This window comes from Shewanella sp. YLB-07 (assembly GCF_009377275.1).
The window spans coordinates 69,619-90,170 of record NZ_VOQB01000008.1 but is presented as its reverse complement, the minus strand read 5'-3'; the positions used below and the strand labels follow the sequence as shown (position 1 = coordinate 90,170).

Sequence of the window (20,552 nt, the reverse complement as noted above, 5' to 3'; positions counted from 1 at the left end):
ATATGGGGGATTACTCCCCGCCCTCCGCAACAAGTTGCTTTGGGCGAGGCTGCTAACTTCTTAGACCGCTATCAGTTCATGACTGGTTTTACGCAGGCCTCTGTTAGCTGAAACGGATAATCCTTCCGCCTTTAATTTGATGATGCCCTGCTGTTTCACATTGATTGCGGCATTGATATCTCTGTCGTGAATAATGAAGCATTTTGGGCACTTCCACGGGGGGAGGTTTAAGGGGATTTTATCGACTTTATGATCGCAACAATGGCATGTTTTAGAGCTGGCAAACCACGGATCTATTTTGACTAGGTGCTTACCTTGTTGCTTCGCTTTGTACTTGAGCTTATCTACAAAGCTACTCCATGACACATCGGCAATATGCTTTGCCGGCTTGCGGTTTTAATCATGTTTTTGACCTTCAGTGTCTCGACAATTATCGCGGGGTTTTTGTCAATGTACTGTCGAGAGAGTTTATGTTGAAAGTCAGATCTTGCGTTGCCTGTTTTCTCGTGGCGCTTAGCAACCAACAAGCGAGTTTTAGCCCTGCCCGCGCTGCCTTTTTGCTTGCGAGATAACGCCTTTGTTTTTTTCTCAGGTTGCTGGCCGCACGTTTTAGGAATCTCGGGGTCGCTTCTTTCTTGCCGTCTGAGGTCATGGAACTACGCCCATTTTTTATCCTTTATCATCAGGTATTATCTATTATTATTGGTTTTTATCTTGTGTTTGGTGTTTAGTAGCAACGCAAATTAAGTTCATATAATAATTTTTCATTTATTAGTGTTTTATATCTTTAGTGAGTTAATTAATATTGCAGTATGTATTCTAATGTTAGTTGGGAAAAATATATAGCAAGTCAATGATGGGTACGTTGGGCATGGGCCAAAATAAACAACCAATGATAAGTAATATCTGTTCAACAATACGAAAGCGACATGTTTTTGCAAGTTTTTTAAAAACAACCCGACATAAATATCGACTTTCACAAGAGAAGTTGTGCGCTACTCTTAAGTTGAAAAGCCGTTTGTTTCATAATTTAGACATCATCACCCTCAGTCGATGGGAGAGGGGGGTTAATATTCCCTCTTTAGCTAAACAGGTTGAGGTTGTTGAACTCTACTCTCAGGAATTGGTTGATATCTATAGTCAAGATCATCACTTTGTTGATGAAAGCCTTAACTTATTAGCTTTGTCGAATTTGAAAAAAAGTAGCAGTGCCCACCCGTATTATCATGGTGGGCATGATAATTACAAGATTGAAACTATTAATGCAGATAATCCTCGATTTAAACATATTTTAAAGATGATCCATAATTATGAAGATAATCCGCAGTTGGAAAAATATTATCTCACCGCTCTATTACAGAGAATCTATTCGTTAAAGATTGTTATCGCCACCGTTTTTGATAATCAAGTGGTGGGTCATTGCCTTTACCTTGAATCAAACCGGAATAAAGTATTACAGCTGCTCAATTGTAAAACGGCGTCGTTGGACCTCTGTGATGAAGCCGCTGATTCGATGTTGGTGCTGTCTTCTAATGGGGCGTCAGTATCTATTGAAAACTGTTTAATGTCAGTTTATATCAATAACTTTGCGAGTAATAAACAGTTGAAATATTTGTGTTGGTATATCAGTGACACGTCATTGTTGAAGAAGCTAGCGAGGATGAAGTTGCTTCCCTTTAAAGTGAAGCCTTGGTCCGCTGAAAAAAGGTATACTTCAGTGAGTTCCTTTCTGATCGATCGGTCACAAGTCATGGCAAACCGATTCTTATTGAAATTGGCGGTCATATCACCAAGCCGCCGAGCTCAATTTTTTGCAGCTCAATCGTAAAAGGTGAGGTGGGCTCATGCAGCGACTAGAGATAGCTACACACGTGTAGCTTAGTCATTTAGCCCTATATCACATTCAATATCCAGGGAGTGGATATGGGAGGCCCACTGGCCATTGTGCCGCCAACGTCAATACTCACGATTAGCGTTCGGCTGCTTCAAATGCTTGTTCGTTTGGCCGAAGAATGGTGGATAAGGCAGGCTCTCTAACTGGCCCATCAGTGATTGTTTGTTCCACCTTGTTAAGCACTTCACAAACCCACTTATCTGCTGTTTATCCCCCGCCTCGACATTACAAACGTTGGTATTGCCATTATGGTTTCACTATTGAGAACTCGAACAGATGCTCTGTGAGTGTGGTATCAAGCTGAAAAGTCGATAAAACTGACGTAAAAGGAATGGACTATTGGTAAACAAGGCCATCGCCTTGATTGTTCTCTATCATCCCATCGCAATGATGTTCAACGGCTTCGTGATAACATTGAAAGGGCATCAATACTGGCAGTGTCCTGCTTGAAATAGCGCATGAAGGCAATGCGAGGGGCCGAATCGATGCAGAGAACCTGGTCAAGTATCAAAGGCGTTGACGTCACGCATATGTGTCAAAAAGAACTATGCACAACCTGATCATGCGCTCAGGGAAATATGGGGTTATCCGTCTATTGACTAGCACATTTGCAAATAACCAATAACGGACTCGGGGGGCCAGCGTGTTTTCAGGTTAGGACTTATCTGTGCAACAAAAGAGGGAATGTGTATCGCGACGTGTTTGTTGATTTTGCAAGGGTGATTGTCTAGAATTAAATGCACTGCAAATTACATATTCGTTTCTTTCTGAGTTTGTAAATGCCTCGGCTTTAAATTAGCAGTAATCAATATCAGTGTTCACTTTATATTTTCTGCTATCTGTTTAGCAAAAAATAGGATTGCTCATGCCAACATTTTATATCGTTGTATACTGATTTAGTTATTATTTTAGATGTCACAATGCGTGTAAATAATTTAACATTACGTTATTTACAAATAACGTAATGTTAGCTCGTCACAAGATTTAGTCCAGAGTCGTTTTGCAACAGCCTCTTTAAGTGCAGTATGATTTCACCAAACAGATAAGAGACAAAAAGGATTCTATATGTTGGATATTCAGTCTGTAATCGCGCAGCGATTGCGGCAATGCCGTAATGAACAACAATGGACTGTCGAGGAAACCGCGAAAAAGCTGACCATCCTTCCAAGTCGGTATTCCAATTGGGAACAAGCCTTAAGGACACCCAAATATTGTCAAATCTTAGATCTCGCTAATTTATTCAATAAGCCTGCATCATGGATCGCAGGTTTTACAGATAGAGAAGTGCTCCCCCATTTTATCACTGTCAATCAGCCGACTATCAGTGTGGCGGACACCTCTATCACTTTGGAATGTGTATCGGATAATTCAGCGTTCAATATCAGTTATATTAAGCATCGTGGATTAAATCAAGATAAGCTCATTACTATTTTTGCTCCTGATGACAGCATGGCCCCCCTGATAAGAAAAGGGGATGAGTTACTGATTGATCTGACTCAAAACACAGTGAAATTGGCCGACTTATTCGCCATTTTAGTCAATGCCCAAGTGTGGATCCGTTGGATAAGGCCTGAGATCGATAGCTGTTTTACCGTCGCTGCTGAAGATTCAGAGTACTATCCAGACATAAAACTCTCTAAAGATGACACTTCCGCGCTCAAAATTATCGGACGAGTGGCTCGGATTTCAAAAGATAGGTGATCACGCGAAATGGCGGTTTCATCTAGGTTTCCTAACTCTTAGGACGCAAAAGTCTCTCTGGTGTCTTTTCAAGCCATTCGTTCTTTCACTGCGAAACAGGGCAAGGGTTGACACGCTGATGCATGAATGGAAAGTACAGCTGCATTCCTCCTGCTCACTGTTTTGTCACACGTAATAAAGTGCTCGCATCAAGCCTGCACCTTTCAGGCCGACGTTAAGTGAGGTCGGCAAAGCCCTTCCGGTCAAAAATTCGAAAGGGTATCTTGCCATTGTGAATGCGTTTAAAGTGAGGTCATAAAAGCCAGGTGAATCCATGGCAAAGGAAACTGTCCATTGCGCATCGCCTAAGCCCTCGGCGTTGTTTGTTGTGATTCCAGTGACTTACTTGACAGTACTAACGGCTATAATTGCCCCTTCTCCATTTCAGATAAGTGACGGTCACTCACGAGCCGCTCAATGAATGCCTCAACGTCAGCTTGGTTAATTAGCGATATCGGTCCAAGGCGCGTGGTCTGTGTTTTTGCCCATTGAGTGATCGTTTTTGTATGGTCTCAATACAGCCTCTGAAAAAGGGTTACCTCCTCCATGATCTGCGGTCGTTCGCCCCATGCCTGCTTCGAACAGCGCATTAATGGGGGTCAATAAGAGGGCGTTGTCTGGCGACATTTGGGGGCGAAAGTGAGCATTATTTTAATATGCTCAGTGCTTGTTACCACTGATGTTGCCATTAATCGGTCCGAGCTGCTTCTGGTCATACTTCCCTACACGTCATGTGCACGGTTGGCTACCATGAGGACTCGACCCAGCTACCGCAAAGGATGATAGGCAGTAGATTAATATCATTGTTTTGTAACATTGACGCTTCATATTTTCCTTGTATTGGCTCGCTAACGCCAGTGATGACGACCATGACGTTGTCTTAATGAACAACCTGAATAATCAAAAGTGTCTCAGTATGGAGACTGCTTGTGTCGTGCTCTCTTCCTTGTCGTAGTGCCATCAACAAGCGTGGATCGTTTGCTGTTTAATGGTGATAAGACATTAGAGCACCATGGTATAAACAGTGGATTAAGATCTCCCTTTGAGTTTAAAAGGTGGGAGACGCGAATGATCATGCATTGATAACGAAATTTTTGCATGTTTGATGGTGTTTTTGTATAGGCATTATTGGTTTATTTATTTATATCTGCTGCCTAGTAATATTCAGATCTGTATTGAGAATATGGAAATTGAATATTGGTTATGCAATGACGGTCGGTATTAGTTCGTTTAACGACGGCGTTAATCTTGAGGTTTACGTATAGACTTTAGCGTTATTTCGGCCGATAGACTATTCACTGTTTTATCCCCTTAGTAAGTTATGTATGTATTTGATAATAAGAAAGATATTGTTTTGCAGTTAGTCTCACTAATAAATGCAGATAAGCCTTTTTTCCCGCTTGCAGATAACTGTGAATAATTAAACATGTGTCAAAAACTAAAATTTACCATTGTGGGTGATCGAAGGAACGGTGATATTAAGGCGACTGTTAGATTGAATTTTAGGCAAGCCTAATGCGTAAGCACGACAAAGCTCGAGCCTGTGCTCGATTCATTTTGTTGTTGATAACGGGGGTTAGATAGGAATGATTGGAGGGCGTTTAATCTCTACATTCATACTGTAAAGGCGAGACCACACGAGCTTATTGAACTCTTTGCTATCTGATACTGTGAGTTCACACGTTTGTATTGAACTCGCTAGGGTCATAGCGATAGCATATTTTCTATCATCCAGGTTCATCTTCCCTAGTTTGTTACGTTGACGTCGAGCGCTCGTGTTTTGCTTACGGGCGTTCCAGGCACGCTTAAAAATTTGTTTCTGTTTGCGTATTCTTGCTTCTTTTAGCGTGATGAGTTCGTTTTCATCGGTAATGCCAGCATTACGAAAGGTCAGTTGTTGCTCACGCTGAATGTTGATTTTTTCGATATTGGCCCCCGCGACACGGTAAAACTCATCTGTTAGTACCAATATTTTGGGGTACCAAAATCCATTGATATTATCCCAAGTTAATCCATTCTTTTTGCGGTCATGCTCACTTTCTGCATGCACATAAGCAAAGCCAAATGGGATCATGACTTCTTCAATGAAGCGACTGATCCGACTGATCGTCACCTTGCACTCTACAAGATACTGCTCTTCTGTTGCTGAGTTCTGTATCCACATTTTAGACAATTCAGTGGCCATCGCTTCAAGATCAAGTTCAATAATGCCCGTGACCAGATCGTGACGAGATAGGCATAATTGGAAAAAGGGATTAATGAGATCACGACGGACTTTTTTAAAATCACGTTGACGTCCAACAGCTTGACGTAAATAAACAAAATGTGGATCGCGAGAAATGTCTCGTGTACGGCAAAAATTAAAGGTCTTACCAAGTTCTCCTGGCAAGTTTTTCCAAGATTTAGGGCGAATATAAACCGGTTTCGGGTTTAAACAGCTGGTACTATGCAGCCCACGTTGTCGCTTGTTTTCTTGGCTAACCAGAGTGTCCTTTTTGGTGGCTTGGTTCTTAATGAGAGCGTTCTCATTGGGCTGACCGTTTTTCTCTACAGCAATACAACTTCTCATGTCTCTTGATCCTTACACTGGCCAGTATCTTAGAAAACCTGCAAATACGCAGCTGACCGCGATTATAAGGTGACGTGTAGTCGATAATGGATAAGCCTCGAGTATTAATATCAAGGCTCATTCCTTTTAAGTAACCTGTTGACTACTTTTTTAACCTACGATCTTTCTGTTAACATCTATTGGTGTGTATTACGTTAGAGATTATTTGAAATAATCTACACTTTATGTGTTGTTTCGATCAAGATGATTTTTTAATTTTAATGACTTAATCGCTTCCCTGACCATATTTAATGATTGGATAAGCCCTGGATGAATAGCATCATCATTATCAGATGCTAGGCATAGCCATTCGATATGATTATGAATCTCATTGATTGTGTCAGCGATATTTTCTCTGATTAAAGGGTTTTTCTCTTCGTCTCTTACCATTGTCATAATAAGCATCCCACTGATTAATATTCTAATACACCCAGCCCTGGTTACTCTGCTATCAATCAAGGTTGAGGTTGACCAAGTTGACTTGTAAGTATTTGTATTTAATTGTATTACTTTTATTTTACTCGTTGCCTCTCTGTCTTTGTTACTCACCTAAATAATATCATTGGTTTCTATCGGCTCGTCAACTTTGAGATATTAAATCAATTTCTGACATATACAACTTTCTAGGTTGTATACATTATTCTTAATAATATATCTCAGGAGACGGTTAATGTTTTTGATTGACGAAGTCTACTACGTATAAAATTATGTGTTTTTAATTTGGCTATATAAAACATGAAAAAAATAAATATAATTAACTACACGAAATGTGTTGCCATGGTTGGCAGTTTATATTAGATTAATCGATATTGTGCTGTTGTTGTCTTCTAGAGGCGATATAAAGAGCAGCAAATTTGTGGCAATAGTTGATTATTATGCCAGCCTAATTCAGCTAGTTTCATTCTTCATTTATTCATCCCTTACCCTGTGGCAATAGTTTTCGGCATTGGTCATTTGGCTGCATTATATTTCTCTTCGCGATATCTTACTCACGAGTCTTTGTCAGAACGCGATATTTCACCGCGTCAATCGATTACCCATAAGAAAGGATATTTATTGGGGGCGGCAGATTCATGTCCGTTAATAACCTTTCTGTGGCCACAGGGCCTTTCTTTGTTAAAGCGCATACCACTACAGCCACACCATTTTTCAAGTGTTTCTTATCCACTCGAGTCAGGCATTAAATAAATAGATACCATTTTTAACTGATCTATTAATATAAGTTCTGGCTGGGTTTGATTACGTTATTGATATCAATTATTCGCTTGCAACGTATATCCACGTTGATTTTGTGTAGACGTTAAATATGTAAAGTAGGACGAGGCAATGTTAATTTATAAATATTCACCACCCAAGAGAAAGCGTTATATTCTATTGGCTTTTATGACAGCGTTAATGCCTGTTTATGTTGCTAATGCGGTAGAGGTCATGCCCATTGATGAGTGCGTTACCCTCTCTCTATTTGAGCTTTTTACGCTGTTTATGACCTCTGAAACTGCGGCTAAATGGATAACCCTTGTTGGCTTTTTGGCATACATTTTTACTCAGTTAATGGCATGGTTGCCGCCAGAATGGCTGGCTAAATTACCGACTTGGGTCATCAAGCTAATCAAGATGATTGCCGGCAACTATCGCAAGGCATCTAATGGTACGGAAAATGACCCTGAGCGACTTCGCCGAATAGGCGGATGAGGGGGCTCCCCCAGCCCCTATGTGAAGGCGGATGCATTGATATACCGATCTTACTCCACAGCTTTGTACGCTAGCCAGGCAATCCGCTTAATTTGAATGTTGCTAATGTGGAAGCTGTTAGCGTAACAGGGGATCGGATTGATGATCCCCTGAGTGGTTTGGACAAACTAGCAGTGAATTGGTCATCGCATTCCTGATAGTCCCCCACCCAAACGATTAACAGGTTTGGCCTCTGGAATTAACATTCGCGATACGCACACAGTGCCAGCCTTAAGGCAATAGCCACTTTCCAGGGGCCGCATTTTTACTGTCGCGAGGGGGACTCCCTGGCGGCACTCCACAGCCAATACTACGGCAGACTAAGTTCAAAAGGTTTGGCCTCTGGAATTTAACATTAGCGACATGCACACAGTGCCAGCCTTAGGGCAATAGCGATGTTCCAGAGGCCGCATTTTACCATAGCTGAGTGGGTTCAATCCCTGATCAGCCCGTTGATTGCGGGTGTCGCCAACCAATCCCACGTCTGATGACATGGCTTCAGATGCGTTTTGCCTCCATACCGCGCTAATAACCGATCACCCTAAGCCATATTGCGATGGTCCCAAAAGAGACCACCCATTTAAATACAACCGCGTGAGAGTGTAGTCCGTGATTCATCCCCAATGGATGATGACTCCCCAATATTCATGCATGTCTATTTAGCTGTATGTGCAGATTATTTTCTATTTCATATGAGAGGTGTAACACACAGATTAATTAAACCCAGTGCTTTTAATGTATATCAACTTTTTTAATTAAGGAAATATCATGTCTACAACTGCTGAACTTATCGCTGATGAGTATCCCATTCCTTCCTATCGATTTGTTGTGGCTTTAGGGGAGGACCAAGTCGCGTTTAAATCTGTGTCTGGTCTGGATATAAAATATGACTCCATTGAATATAAAGATGGAACAGGCGGCGTTTTTCGTATGCCCGGTCAACTCCAAAAAGTCAATATCACCCTGAATAAGGGCGTTTTTTCTGGGGCCAATGAATTGTACAACTGGATTAACTCGATCTCGCTAAATCGAGTTGAAAAGAAAGACTTGATGATCAGCCTGACGAATGAGTCCGGCAGTGAACTTCTTGTGACCTGGAATGTTTCTAACGCCTTTCCCACCGGGTTGACGGGTCCTTCTTTTGATGCGACCAGTAATGACATTTCGGTACAGGAAATCACCTTAGAAGCCGACCGCGTTTCTATTCAAGCCCATTAACACTTTTGATTAATTCAATGATCAATAAGGAATAAATGTGACAATTACAACATCTTACCCTGGCGTTTATCTCGAAGAGCTAAACAGCATGTCCCTGTCTGTTTCCAGTAGTGCGACTGCAGTCCCCGTTTTTGCTATTTCAGACACCGATGCAAAGTTTTCAACCACTACTCGTATCAGTTCCTGGATGGACTATATGAATCGACTGGGTGGCCCGTTTAATCCGGATGATGTGCGCGACGCGTCGATCCGCACCTATTTTGAGAATGGCGGAGGGTATTGTTACCTCGTTCCACTCGGCAAGCTGGAAGTTGAAGTCCCCGATCTTGATGATGCCACATTATTGGTCTCTGCTGGACAGGATATCCAATCTGCGGTGGCTACGCTGTGCGTAGAAGGTAAAAACCTCTTTGCCATTCTTGATGGGCCTACTCACGATGTGCGCGAAATCGCGCCGTTGCCAGATGGGGCGACGGCAACAGGTAATGAGGATATTAATGACTGGAAAAATGCCTACGATGAGACGGCTTATTCCGCCATTTATTATCCTTGGCTCAATGCGAAATGGGCGAGTGTGACGATCCCGCCGAGCGCGGCAATTGCAGGGATTTACTGCCAGAACGACAGTGCACGTGGGGTCTGGAAAGCACCGGCTAATGTGCCGCTTCGTGGCGGCGTATTACCTGTCCTTAAAGTGAATGACGACTTCCAGGGACAACACACCAGTGGCGGAAAAGCGCTGAATATGGTCCGTCAGTTTAACAATGGCAGTCCTGTGATCTGGGGCACGAGAACCTGCGTGGATAATGACTCTTGGCGTTATGTGCCTGTCCGTCGACTGTTTAACAGTGCGGAAAAGGACATCCAGAATTCAATGAAAACCATGATGTTTGAACCCAATAGTCAGCCAACATGGGAGCGGGTTCGCTCAGCAATAACCCTCTATCTCTATACTCTATGGCAGCAAGGAGCCCTGGCGGGAAGCACGGATGAGGAGGCTTTTTTCGTCGATATTGGTAAAGACATTACCATGAATGAGGCGGACATTAGTCAGGGGAAAATGATTGTTAAAGTGGGCATGGCTGCGGTACGGCCGGCTGAATTTATCATTCTGCAATTTACACAGGATGTGGATGTGTAACTGCTCAACCTAGTGCATGGGGAGTATCATTTATTGCTACTCCCATAAACCTTTAGTCCAAGAGTATTACAGAAGGGGATTTCATGAATAGTCAACAGCCTGGTGTCAGTGTGACCGAAGAAATGTTGTCAGTACAAAAAGCGGCAGTGGCCAGCGCTGTGCCCTTGTTCATTGGTTATACGGAAAAACAGCCTGTAGGGGCCTTTTCTGACATTGCCAACTTTTCTGATTATGAAGCCATGTTTGGCAACGCTGACGGCGGGAATGCCACACTTTATTATACCGTTAAGCATTTTTTTGATAATGGCGGTTTGGGGGGATTCATTTTTTCTCTGGGAAAAGGCATCGAATTCGATGTAAACCAGTCGGAAGAGATGATCACCGATCTGCAAACGCCGGCACTGAGACAGATGATTAACACTGAGCAGAGTATTACTTTGCTGTCTTTTCCTGACATTGTGCGGTTACCGGATCTTAATACCAATAGCGTGGTATTGCTTTGGCAACAAGCTTGGCAGCAAGTGTTAGGCCTGTGTCAGGTGCGTCCTGGATTGTTTGCCGTGCTGGATTCACCCGATGATCCGCAACTCGCTGAACGATGCTTGACCCAGTTCAGCTGCAACGATAAAGAGTCGGGTAGTGCCTACTGGCCCCGTCTGGTGACGCCTTACATGGATGGCCAGGAGGTGGTGATGGTGCCCGCTTCTGGGGCCGTGATCGCCGGCATTCAGAAAGTCGACAGTGTCAAAGGGGTTTGGTCTGCGCCGGCTAATATCGCGCTTTCTCACGTAACCCGCCCCTCTCAATCTCACCAGAACGCTAGCGGACTGTTTAACCCGCAGGCGGCTTCTTTCAATCTCATCCGAAGCTTCCCTGGCCGCGGAACGCGGATCTGGGGATGTCGGACATTCACTGACGATGACCACTCCTCATTTCGTTATGTTCAGGTTCGCCGATTGATTTCTTACTGTGAAACCCAGCTTAGCTCGTTGGGACGCATGTTTGTTTTTGAGCCAAATAATGAGATCACTTGGTATAAATTGAAAGGATTAGTGCATAACTGGTTGCAACAACTGTGGCAGCAAGGCGGGTTATATGGCATGCAAGAAGAAGAGGCGTTTGCGGTGTTATTAGGCCTGCATGAGACCATGACACCAGAGGATATTTTGGACGGGAAGATGATCATGAATGTGCGTTTATCTGTCTTAGCTCCAGCAGAATTTATTGATTTGAATTTACGATTTGACATGAATGCTGATGGAAATACTTAATTATTTAAACAAAGAGATAATGACTAGTGGATATTATGAATGATCTATTTACTCCTTCAGTGTCACATCGTTTTACGACTCTTTTCATGTTTAAAGGAATACCAAGTCCGTTAGATTTAGCTTTTCAGAAAATCTCCGGACTCAGTCGGACATTGAATACGACGTCGCTTAGTCAGGGCGGGGAAAACACCCGAAACTATCACCTTGCAGACAAAATCACTCATGGTTCGTTATTGCTCGAGCGCGGAGTGATGACGCCAACCCCACTGACGGCACAATTTGACCGGGTGCTTAGAGGAGAAAACGTCTTGTATGCCGATGTGGTGATTCTATTGCTTAATCATCTTGGCATGCCGGTGTCTAGCTGGACCATCAGCAATGCGTTACCGGTAAGTTGGAAAACAGGGGATTTTGACGCGAATGCCAATTCTATCCTGATCAATTCTTTAGAACTGCGCTATCAAGATATGCGCTGGCTAGGGGTGAAGGCATGACTATTGAAATTAGAGAGTTAGTGATCCAAGCCTGTGTCCGCGAAAATGATCACCATCCACACTCAATCACGCCCTTAAATCGGGCGCAAAGACAAGATGATGACAATCGTTGGGTAGAGTTGATCAGCCAGCGGGTGATGAAAGAACTGCAAGATGAGATGAGGAGACAGCGATGATTGGCCAAGATAGGTTATTAACGAAATTGAGAATCGAAGGGTTTTCTGAACGAGAAATGAAACCATCATCGTCTCAGGGATCGGTTGAGGCCATGTACAACCCTGATGCTTTGCAGCTCAATTATCATATGGCTTACGTACCAAATACCTTTATGGATACGGATGTGCAAAGTAATTACTACCAACAGGCCCATCCTGGCAATCTCGATCTGGAGCTGATTTTTGATGCCAGGATGCCTGGAAATTGGCGCTCTATAGAGCAACAGATCACTCAGCTCAAACTGTTATGTTGCACTGTGAATGCTGAAAGTAAAGAGCCGCATTTTTTAAAAGTCACGTGGGGGAAGTTGCCCATGGGATCGGGCGCCATTCGTGACTTTGCTGGAAGAGCGACCAATTTCACCATCAATTACAGCTTTTTTGACCGAGATGGCACACCTTTACGGGCGAGCGTGAGGTTAGCCTTAGTTGAAGATGCCAGTTTATCGTTACAACAAGCCCAACAGTCTTTACAGGCGCCGACTCAAAGTCTGATGTCTGTCCCAGACAATACGCCATTGTCGATGATTGCCTCGAGCGCTGCAGTGGGGGTGGCCGGTGAGCTTGATTACCTGTCTTTAGCAGCCAGTAATGACCTGAGTAGTTTAAGAGCAATTGACCCTGGGCAATATCTGGTCTTATAAAGTTTGAAGCATAAGGTGCACAAATGGAATCCAAATATACTATTGCAATTTATGTTGGAGAACAAAGAACCCTGTTAACAAAGCTTGGGGTGGTTAGTGTGAAAACTAACCAGCAGGCAAATGGTATTCCGATCGCTGATCTGGAATTATCTATGCTTCAGGGGACTAGGCAAACCTTCAGTGAGAACCCGGATGTTGCACGCTGTCAGTCTGGACAACGCATCTCGGTGGAAGTGGGTGAGACTCAAAAAGAGGTCCTGTTCGAAGGGATCATTACTGAACATGCATTGAGCCTTAGCCGCGAGAATGCCGTATTAAAATTACAACTTACCCATTCACTCGTGCAGTTAGATACTGTCATTCATTCTCAGATCTTCGCTGATATGACCGATAAGCAGATTATCAATAATCTCTGTCCATCTGGCATCGCGACGATTAACCACCACGTCGCCATGGAGATTAAACATGAGCAAAAAGTGCAATTTCGATGCACGGATTGGCAAATGTTGCGCCGTTGTCTTGATGCGAATGTTGCCTGGTTAGTCGCAAGTCCTGCAGGGGTTCAAATTATCAACCCCACATTGAATGCGGCACCTGACCATCAGATACTCAGAGACAATGGCTTACTGCTTGATCAGGCACACTGGACGTTTAGTGTGATTGATCAACCTGAAACCTTATCCTTCGCGACGTGGGATATTGATGAGCAGAAGTTGATTTCCCGACAGGCTAATTCACCCTCCATTGGCAGTCAGGCTTTAGATGCCAACGCGATGAACACAGTCAATTCAACCGCTTGGGTGGTCAATTATAGTACGCCTCAACCTGCTAATGAGACCGCTTTGTGGGCCAACAATGTGTTATTGAATTTGCAGCTTAGCCGCGCGCAAGGTGAGTTTGAACTTGAGGGGTCTACAGATTATCAACCTGGCCAAACTCTAGAGGTAACAGGGTTTGGTGAGCGCTTTGATGGTGCGGGCTTGATCACGTCAGTGAGTCATATGTTAACGCCTTCTCATTGGAAATCTCGCGTCACCATCGGGCGTAAAGGCCTGGTACCCGCATTGGATCCCTTACTCCCCATCACAGGGATGCATGTAGGCACTGTGGTTGATCACAACAAAAATGATCCGAAAAATTATTATCGTATTCGTGTGCATGTGAGTGCGCTCCATGAAGATAAGATGAAAAATCAGCTGTGGGCCAGATTCTCAATGCCCTATGCCAGTAAGGACAGTGGGCTCTACTGTTATCCGGAAGTGGGCGATGAAGTGGTGCTGAGCTTTTTTGAAAATAACCCGTGCTATCCCGTCATTATTGGCGCGTTACACAACCCTAAAAATAAGCCTGCAATCACATACGATAAAGACAACCCTCAGAAAGGCTGGGTGATTAAGCGCGATGGTGTGACGTTTAAGCAGCTGTTTGATGTGAAGGCCAAGACCGTAACGTTTAGTTCCGGTGAAAAGAGTCTGCTGACCTTGAGTGAAGATAAAGGTATCAGCATCAAAGGTGACAAGGGCATCGATATAACAAGTTCAAAGGCCGTAACAATCCAAAGTAAAAAGATTGATCTAATCAAATAAACCGTCCCCAAGGAGAATACGATGAGAGATCCATTAGTTAAAACTTATAAACGTGGTTGGGGGTTTCCACCGACCTTCACCCATGAAGGGGCTAACATGGTAGAAAGTGCAGAAGATGTACACCAGAGTATGTCTATCTTGTTTAAGACCATGCCTGGTGAACGTATTATGCGCCCGAGGTTTGGTTGCGACTTACAACAATTTATGTTTGCCAATATTAATTCTGCCCTGTTTTCGGATATAGAAACTCAGATCAATGACTCGATATTGCGCTATGAGCCTCGCGCGCAAATTATCAGTATTAATTTCGCTCAAGACAGCCCGGCCTCTAGCCAACTTTTTATTCAAGTTAATTATCGCTTGAGTGGCAGCGATCTTGAGCAACAGTGGCAAGGGGCGTTAGATATTGTTGATGGACAAGGAATACAGTCATGAAATCCCCGGTGATATTGGATGGCGATGGCTTGAAGTTCGATCCTAAATTTGGCATTCGAACCGTCACCATCACCGCGCCGACAATGATCACTGGCAGTGGTCATGCGACTATCGGTGAGACAAAAATGTGTATTCAAGGGGACGAAGCCAAGGTGCAACTGGCTGCCACCTATACCACTGAGTCCCATACTGTTGCTGGCACCGGGATCGTGTCTATTCAAGCATTAGACAGCAGTCAATTAGCGCAAGGCCGTCTCAGTGGGGGGGTGTTGATCACTGAGGGACAGCAAACGTTCACCGCCAGTTTCCTGCCGTCTATACCGGCAACGACGCCGCCGCCAGCCAGTGCGCCGGATGCGCCCGCGCCTTCGACTGGAACTGGTGAGTTTGAGCCGAGCCAAGACTGGGTTAATGCAGGTTAGTCAGGGTATGACAAAGAACACCTTTTCTTTCATCCCTCCGGCAGTTGTTAGCGTCATCCCTTCAGATATCATTTAGTTCGCGCTGCGCGAGTAGCTCGACATCATACGATGGAATTCAAATGGCTAATTTAACATCATTACAAGCAGCATTGTCCAGTGTCGTCCCTGCGACCGGATTTATGCTTGATAACCGTACCGTGTTGTCAAAATTACAGTTTATCGAACAATATGCGCAAGCTATCCCTTATCCGTACGAGACGGATCCCAGGCCCTTTGATTCCTGGGCTGACTTTCTCTTTATGGAAGGCAATACACCAGAAGTGTTAGCCGAGCTCTACCGCAAGCCTAGGTTAGCTGATGGCAATTTACAGCCGCACCAAGCGATGTTGTTTTCAATGCTCACGATGCTGGAAACGCCACAAGCCTTGATGAACTATTTTCCTCATGCACATCGTGATTTGTACTATCGCAGTTTACTTGGCCTTAAAGAGCGTGCTGCAGCACCTTCTCAAGTTGCACTGGCGGTTGAACTGAATCAGATTACGCCGGAACTGAGGGTGCCTAAGGGCACCTTATTCTCAGCGGGACAAGATGATAATGGCACAAAAATTGAGTATGGGTTAGATGCTGATGTGTTCGCTAACCACAGTCGTTGGCGTGATTTGCGCTGGTGCTACCCAGGTGTATCGGGGTCAGCAAAGTGCGCTGTCGTGTATGGCGATGATCGAGACTGGAATGAGCAAGGGGTACGCCTGTTTGATGACATCATACCTACCGAACCTGTGTTAACCGGCCGAATGCTGATCGCTGATGCATTCACACAGAGTGAGGGTGATACCACTTTCGTGATCACGTTAGCGAGCGTGGTAGACAGTGCGCGACTGACCGGACACATTAGCGGGGGAGATAAATGGTTGGACTTATCGTTATCGACCACAGGCTCAAGTCAGACACTCACATTCACCTTACCCGCCAGTGAAGGGGAGATCAGCCCGCCAGAAGCGTTGCCAGGTGCACCTTTTGACAAACCCGTCCTGAGAATCGCTCGGCAAGACGGTGAGCCGCTTCCCTTGATAAACACCGTCACGGTTAATCATCAGCAAGTGGCAAATTTTGAACAAGTCATTCTAACCCCCTTCGGTTATGCCAACCACGCCATGCCGTCTGTTGACAACATGCAACTTTATATTGGCATCGATGACATGTTACCAGGGCAAACATTGTCGCTTTTTTGGCAGTTAAATAGTCCACAGCCTTTGGATACCCAATGGCAATATCTGAATCACGACAATCAGTGGCACAGCCTTGAGCAACATGTGGTGGATTTTACTCATGGACTGTCAGGTCATGGGGTATGGTCTGTCGTTCTGCCTGATGATGCCAGCAGTACGGTGACCGTGATGCCTACTGGACGGTATTGGATCCGTGCGGTTATTAGTCCGGTGGGGGCGTCGACCCCGGGGATCGCCGACTATCCATGGCTGACTGGGATCTTAACGAATGGCATGACGGCAACATTGACCAATGTCTCTGCTCTCGATGCTGACAGGGCGTCACAGCCGTTACCCGCAGAAAGCATCACGCAACCAGTGACGTTTATCAATGGTGTCTCTGGTGTGGTCCAACCATGGAGGTCTGTGGATGGCAAAGCGGCAGAAACCCATCATGAGCTGGCAGTGCGAGCGGCACAGCGTCTCGCTCACCGTAAACGCGCCATGACGTGGCCAGATATGGTGATGCTGCTGAAAACCGAGTTTCCCTGGGTGTTTGATGCGCTGATCCCATCTGGGGACATCTTGACCACCGTGCCGGCATTGACCCAGCAAATATTAGTCGTGCTGCCCTTGGTCACTGAAAAAGATAATGATGATGTGCTGCGCCCGATGTTCAATGCGGCCAGATTAGAACGCATGAGCCTATATTTGCAAGATCTTGCTTCATCTTGGCAAGATATTCGGGTGGTCAATCCACGCTATCGGAATGTGTCATTAGCTTATCAGGTGGTATTCAAAGAGGGGGTTAACCCTAATTATGCTGAGCAGCAATTACGTCAATCTATTACGGATCACTACATGCCCTGGGGCGTCGGGAATGCCACAAGCATTGTGCTGGCCAATCACTTGGGCTATTACGATATTTTAACGTATATCCAGCAGCAATCCTATGTGGATCATGTGCTCAACCTCACACTCAATGGGGCAGAAGATTCGGTGCAAGGCGTGGATGATGAAGTGCTAGTGCTTCAATGGTTTGAGTGAATTGAATGTTGATAAGGAAAAAACATGTCTACAACTGAGTCGTTGCTCCCGATCGTTCGGGATGATATCCATTTTAATCGTCTGCTAGAGCAGGCAACACACACGATAAATCAATACGCGAGTGAAAGCTGGAGTGATACTGCTGCCCATGATCCTGGCATGACATTTTTAGAAGCCCTCGGTTATGGTGTGGCCGATTTAGCCTATCGTCAAACCCTGCCCTTGACAGATCTACTGACACCGCCGCCGGAACAGCAAGTAGAAGGAGATGGACTTTTCCCGCAAGAATTTGGTCCTCAGCAGGCACTCACTTGTGGTCCTATTAGCGAAGGCGACTATCGCCGAGCATTGCTCGATCTGCATAGCACGGGCACTGAGGAGGGGTACTTCTTCTTTTGTAACGCTCAGCTTATTCGCGAACCTGAGTCTGAGCGTTATCAATATTGGTATCATACGCAAGAACGCGAGTATAGTTTTACCGCCCCAGACGTTCCTGACAGCGCTGTATCTATCACGCTAAGAGGCAATTATCATCTGTATCTTGTACCAGCCAGAGAAACGCAAGACAATCCGGAACTGGCGAAAGCGGCGTTAGAAACGTGTTTATCGAATCATCGCAATTTTGGTGAGTCCGTCAGTAAAGTTATCTGGTTAACGCCTGAAGACTTGATGCCTGAAATCGTGATTGAGCTGCAAGAAGATATCGGCAAAAACAGTAATGTTGCCGCTATTCTTGCTGATGTCTATCGCGTAACCGAACATTATATCACCCCGCCTGTACCGCGTTATTCCGCAGAAGAATTGCAAGATTTAGGGGTCACAAACGAAGACATTTTCCAAGGCCCTCGGCTTCAACATGGCTGGATACCGCAATTACCATTGGCGATCAATGGCGAAGCGAAAGTCGTGATCAATTTGAGTGGCTTAGCCACTTCACTGCTTGCTATTAGCGGCGTGAAAGGCATCCGAACTTTAGGCACTGAACAAAGTGTCCAAGGTGACTTATGGCAATGGGAAACGAGTACCGCAGGCCGTTATCCTCTCTTGTGGGGTCATGATCCCTTGTCAGTATTGGCGGAGGGTCTGTCCGTGAGGTTATTAGCCGTCGGTGATGTGCAGCTCACGGCCGCTAAAGATGAGATACAAGCTGAGCTGGTCAGGTCAGCGTTAATCCATAACACCCCCAAAATACTGCCTTATGGGCAATGGCGTGATACGGCTCGTTACTATCCGGCCTCTGATGTTGTCCCTCCCTGTTATGATTTGTTAACGCTGCCAACAACACAAACCCAAACCCATCTGCATCAGTTTTTGCTGACGTTTGAGCAGATATTGGCCAATGATTATCAGCAGCAAGCCTTGTTACCGACATTACTGGCCTTTCAACGTGAAGGCGATAAAGTGTGGGGCAGTCAATGGCCTTTTTCTGAACAAAGTATGGCGCAACATGTCCATGAGGATTACCGTGATCAGTTAGCACAGTTTTTAGATAAGAGCGAACATGACAGAGTGCAAGAGCTGACGATAATTCAGTTTTTATTGAGCTATTTTAACAGTCACTTAGCGCCTGATGTTTTTTTACAGTCTCCAGAACAGTATCTCCTCTCTCAGCAGGGGTATTTATCACGGCATTCTCTATTAACCTACAACAGAGCGAATACGCGTATCGCGGAAATATCGGCGTTACAGCAACGTATTGCCGCTAAGCTTGGGCTAGGCGGTGAAGAGATTTTTGATCGTGCGCCTAACTTGAGTAATTTGCCATTTTATCTGGTGGAGCACAGACAATTACTACCCCGTAAACCCTATGATGGCTATAACAGCGACCAAACACCGGTTAATGCTCGAGTTGACACTCTCGATGGACATGAATACCTGACACTTTCAAGTGCCGATACCGCACAGCTTGTGGTGGGGCAATTGGTCGATGTTATCTTTGTTGAAACTGATGATGAGTTTGTCATTCGGGGACAAATGATTAAGTTGGTTGATCCTGACAGCAACAGTTTTTCATTGAGCTTGGACAGCAGTGAACAATTATTGCGTCATGTGCAGACCATCATCGACTTGTCTGCTGAGCGGATTATTTGGAGAAACAGTGCGATTTGGCTGCAGGATATGGATTATCCCTTGGCATATAGTGAAGATCAAAACGGTATTTCATCCGATGAAAGACGCCTCAACTGCATGCCGTTTCCTGTCATGGCGGTGGTAGGCGATGAGCTGTCGTTACAATTTCAAATCACCCCCGACATCACTCAAGCACAGAACAGTGATAATGATACCTTAGTTCACATTATGGCCATCGATAGAATACGTAATATGATTGTGGTGAAGCACATCAGTGGCCCCTCTTTTCCAGAACGTGATAAAACCTCCTATTATCGTTGGCACTTTTCCAGTCATGGCCAGGCCAGCAGTGATCGCTTTTCATTTATGTTGAGTGCCGTATTTGATCTGAATTCAATTTTAGAATTGTCTTCAGATCCCTATGCCACTGAAGCCTGGGTAAAAGAAACCATATTGGCCGAGATCCCTTCGCATATTGGTATGTTGATTCATTGGATGCCAAGAGGGCACTTCAGCCAATTTGGCTTGTTCTACGAGCGGTGGCAAAACGCGGGTACGCCACTGGGCGACGATGCGTTTGAATTGATCTATAACCTGGCGTTGGGTCAACGTCCAACTCAGCTGCTTGGGATTGGGGGGATGTTCGTGGCCACCCTAGAACAGCAAGAGGATGTGATTGGCGCTGATGGTACTGAGTGGCACAGTGATGTCGTGATTCAAGATGAACTCTTCTATGTCCCTGATACGCAGAACTAGCGCGGGGACTTAATCCCCTTACGTCAATGAATGCCATTGCAGATTACGCTGCAATGGCATTTTTTGTAT

Annotated in this window: 18 protein-coding genes; 14 read left to right on the top strand and 4 right to left on the bottom strand. The window is 44.9% G+C overall.

Annotated elements, in window-relative coordinates; translation table 11 throughout:
• Nucleotides 1-60: 60 nt before the first annotated feature.
• Together FS373_RS17875 and FS373_RS32760 are read right to left on the bottom strand one after the other, a co-directional pair.
• A complete protein-coding gene (locus FS373_RS17875) occupies nucleotides 61-366 on the bottom strand; it encodes a zinc ribbon domain-containing protein (protein ID WP_152830049.1) in 306 nt (101 codons plus the stop codon).
• Complete coding sequence (locus FS373_RS32760; RefSeq protein WP_416221770.1) at nucleotides 345-617, bottom strand: transposase; 273 nt, start codon at nucleotides 615-617, stop codon at nucleotides 345-347. The genes FS373_RS17875 and FS373_RS32760 overlap by 22 nt, the downstream gene beginning before the upstream one ends.
• 254 nt (nucleotides 618-871) lie before the next feature.
• On the opposite strand from FS373_RS32760, the gene FS373_RS17865 reads away from it, so the two are divergent.
• Both FS373_RS17865 and FS373_RS17860 read left to right on the top strand, forming a co-directional pair.
• Complete coding sequence (locus FS373_RS17865) at nucleotides 872-1,828, top strand: helix-turn-helix domain-containing protein (protein ID WP_152830048.1); 957 nt, start codon at nucleotides 872-874, stop codon at nucleotides 1,826-1,828.
• A 1,131-nt stretch (nucleotides 1,829-2,959) separates the two neighbouring features.
• Entirely contained in the window at nucleotides 2,960-3,595 is a 636-nt protein-coding gene (locus FS373_RS17860; RefSeq protein ID WP_152830047.1) for an XRE family transcriptional regulator, read from the top strand.
• Nucleotides 3,596-5,210: 1,615 nt separating this feature from the next.
• Here the strand turns inward: FS373_RS17860 and repA are convergent.
• Nucleotides 5,211-6,203: a plasmid replication initiator RepA gene (gene repA, locus FS373_RS17855; RefSeq protein WP_152830046.1), complete on the bottom strand. Its 993-nt coding sequence runs from the start codon at nucleotides 6,201-6,203 to the stop codon at nucleotides 5,211-5,213.
• A 222-nt stretch (nucleotides 6,204-6,425) separates the two neighbouring features.
• Nucleotides 6,426-6,791 (bottom strand): hypothetical protein, encoded by a 366-nt coding sequence (locus tag FS373_RS17850; RefSeq protein WP_152830045.1) that lies wholly within the window; start codon nucleotides 6,789-6,791, stop codon nucleotides 6,426-6,428.
• A 777-nt stretch (nucleotides 6,792-7,568) separates the two neighbouring features.
• Between FS373_RS17850 and FS373_RS17845 the strand changes: the two genes are divergently transcribed.
• From FS373_RS17845 to FS373_RS17790, 12 genes are all read left to right on the top strand, one after another.
• Complete coding sequence (locus tag FS373_RS17845; protein WP_152830044.1) at nucleotides 7,569-7,934, top strand: hypothetical protein; 366 nt, start codon at nucleotides 7,569-7,571, stop codon at nucleotides 7,932-7,934.
• A gap of 807 nt (nucleotides 7,935-8,741) precedes the next feature.
• A complete protein-coding gene (locus FS373_RS17840; protein WP_152830043.1) occupies nucleotides 8,742-9,191 on the top strand; it encodes a phage tail protein in 450 nt (149 codons plus the stop codon).
• Nucleotides 9,192-9,228: 37 nt separating this feature from the next.
• Nucleotides 9,229-10,332: a phage tail sheath family protein gene (locus FS373_RS17835; protein WP_322619526.1), complete on the top strand. Its 1,104-nt coding sequence runs from the start codon at nucleotides 9,229-9,231 to the stop codon at nucleotides 10,330-10,332.
• Between the two features lie 83 nt (nucleotides 10,333-10,415).
• The gene (locus tag FS373_RS17830; RefSeq protein ID WP_152830042.1) at nucleotides 10,416-11,603 is read left to right on the top strand and encodes a phage tail sheath C-terminal domain-containing protein; all 1,188 of its coding nucleotides are present in this window, start codon (nucleotides 10,416-10,418) and stop codon (nucleotides 11,601-11,603) included.
• A 35-nt stretch (nucleotides 11,604-11,638) separates the two neighbouring features.
• Entirely contained in the window at nucleotides 11,639-12,097 is a 459-nt protein-coding gene (locus FS373_RS17825) for a phage tail protein (RefSeq protein WP_152830301.1), read from the top strand.
• Complete coding sequence (locus tag FS373_RS17820) at nucleotides 12,094-12,273, top strand: DUF5908 family protein (RefSeq protein WP_152830041.1); 180 nt, start codon at nucleotides 12,094-12,096, stop codon at nucleotides 12,271-12,273. The genes FS373_RS17825 and FS373_RS17820 overlap by 4 nt, the downstream gene beginning before the upstream one ends.
• The gene (locus FS373_RS17815; protein ID WP_152830040.1) at nucleotides 12,270-12,956 is read left to right on the top strand and encodes a hypothetical protein; all 687 of its coding nucleotides are present in this window, start codon (nucleotides 12,270-12,272) and stop codon (nucleotides 12,954-12,956) included. The genes FS373_RS17820 and FS373_RS17815 overlap by 4 nt, the downstream gene beginning before the upstream one ends.
• A 23-nt stretch (nucleotides 12,957-12,979) precedes the next feature.
• Complete coding sequence (locus FS373_RS17810; protein ID WP_152830039.1) at nucleotides 12,980-14,542, top strand: phage baseplate assembly protein V; 1,563 nt, start codon at nucleotides 12,980-12,982, stop codon at nucleotides 14,540-14,542.
• Nucleotides 14,543-14,563: 21 nt separating this feature from the next.
• Nucleotides 14,564-14,977, top strand: a complete 414-nt coding sequence (locus FS373_RS17805; RefSeq protein ID WP_152830038.1) for a GPW/gp25 family protein — start codon at nucleotides 14,564-14,566, stop codon at nucleotides 14,975-14,977.
• The gene (locus tag FS373_RS17800) at nucleotides 14,974-15,399 is read left to right on the top strand and encodes a hypothetical protein (protein WP_152830037.1); all 426 of its coding nucleotides are present in this window, start codon (nucleotides 14,974-14,976) and stop codon (nucleotides 15,397-15,399) included. Before FS373_RS17805 ends, FS373_RS17800 begins: the two co-directional genes overlap by 4 nt.
• A gap of 119 nt (nucleotides 15,400-15,518) precedes the next feature.
• Nucleotides 15,519-17,657, top strand: a complete 2,139-nt coding sequence (locus FS373_RS17795; protein ID WP_152830036.1) for a hypothetical protein — start codon at nucleotides 15,519-15,521, stop codon at nucleotides 17,655-17,657.
• A gap of 24 nt (nucleotides 17,658-17,681) precedes the next feature.
• On the top strand, nucleotides 17,682-20,483 hold the full coding sequence (locus tag FS373_RS17790) for a hypothetical protein (protein WP_152830035.1): 2,802 nt from the start codon (nucleotides 17,682-17,684) through the stop codon (nucleotides 20,481-20,483).
• The last annotated feature ends 69 nt before the right edge of the window (nucleotides 20,484-20,552 follow it).

Excerpts from the sequence above, each read along its gene's own strand:
- FS373_RS17865 (WP_152830048.1), top strand. The coding sequence starts at position 872 with ATGGGCCAAAATAAACAACCAATGATAAGTAATATCTGTTCAACAATA.
- FS373_RS17860 (WP_152830047.1), top strand. The coding sequence starts at position 2,960 with ATGTTGGATATTCAGTCTGTAATCGCGCAGCGATTGCGGCAATGCCGT.
- repA (WP_152830046.1), bottom strand. The coding sequence starts at position 6,203 with ATGAGAAGTTGTATTGCTGTAGAGAAAAACGGTCAGCCCAATGAGAAC.
- FS373_RS17845 (WP_152830044.1), top strand. The coding sequence starts at position 7,569 with ATGTTAATTTATAAATATTCACCACCCAAGAGAAAGCGTTATATTCTA.
- FS373_RS17840 (WP_152830043.1), top strand. The coding sequence starts at position 8,742 with ATGTCTACAACTGCTGAACTTATCGCTGATGAGTATCCCATTCCTTCC.
- FS373_RS17830 (WP_152830042.1), top strand. The coding sequence starts at position 10,416 with ATGAATAGTCAACAGCCTGGTGTCAGTGTGACCGAAGAAATGTTGTCA.
- FS373_RS17825 (WP_152830301.1), top strand. The coding sequence starts at position 11,639 with ATGAATGATCTATTTACTCCTTCAGTGTCACATCGTTTTACGACTCTT.
- FS373_RS17820 (WP_152830041.1), top strand. The coding sequence starts at position 12,094 with ATGACTATTGAAATTAGAGAGTTAGTGATCCAAGCCTGTGTCCGCGAA.
- FS373_RS17815 (WP_152830040.1), top strand. The coding sequence starts at position 12,270 with ATGATTGGCCAAGATAGGTTATTAACGAAATTGAGAATCGAAGGGTTT.
- FS373_RS17810 (WP_152830039.1), top strand. The coding sequence starts at position 12,980 with ATGGAATCCAAATATACTATTGCAATTTATGTTGGAGAACAAAGAACC.
- FS373_RS17805 (WP_152830038.1), top strand. The coding sequence starts at position 14,564 with ATGAGAGATCCATTAGTTAAAACTTATAAACGTGGTTGGGGGTTTCCA.
- FS373_RS17800 (WP_152830037.1), top strand. The coding sequence starts at position 14,974 with ATGAAATCCCCGGTGATATTGGATGGCGATGGCTTGAAGTTCGATCCT.
- FS373_RS17795 (WP_152830036.1), top strand. The coding sequence starts at position 15,519 with ATGGCTAATTTAACATCATTACAAGCAGCATTGTCCAGTGTCGTCCCT.
- FS373_RS17790 (WP_152830035.1), top strand. The coding sequence starts at position 17,682 with ATGTCTACAACTGAGTCGTTGCTCCCGATCGTTCGGGATGATATCCAT.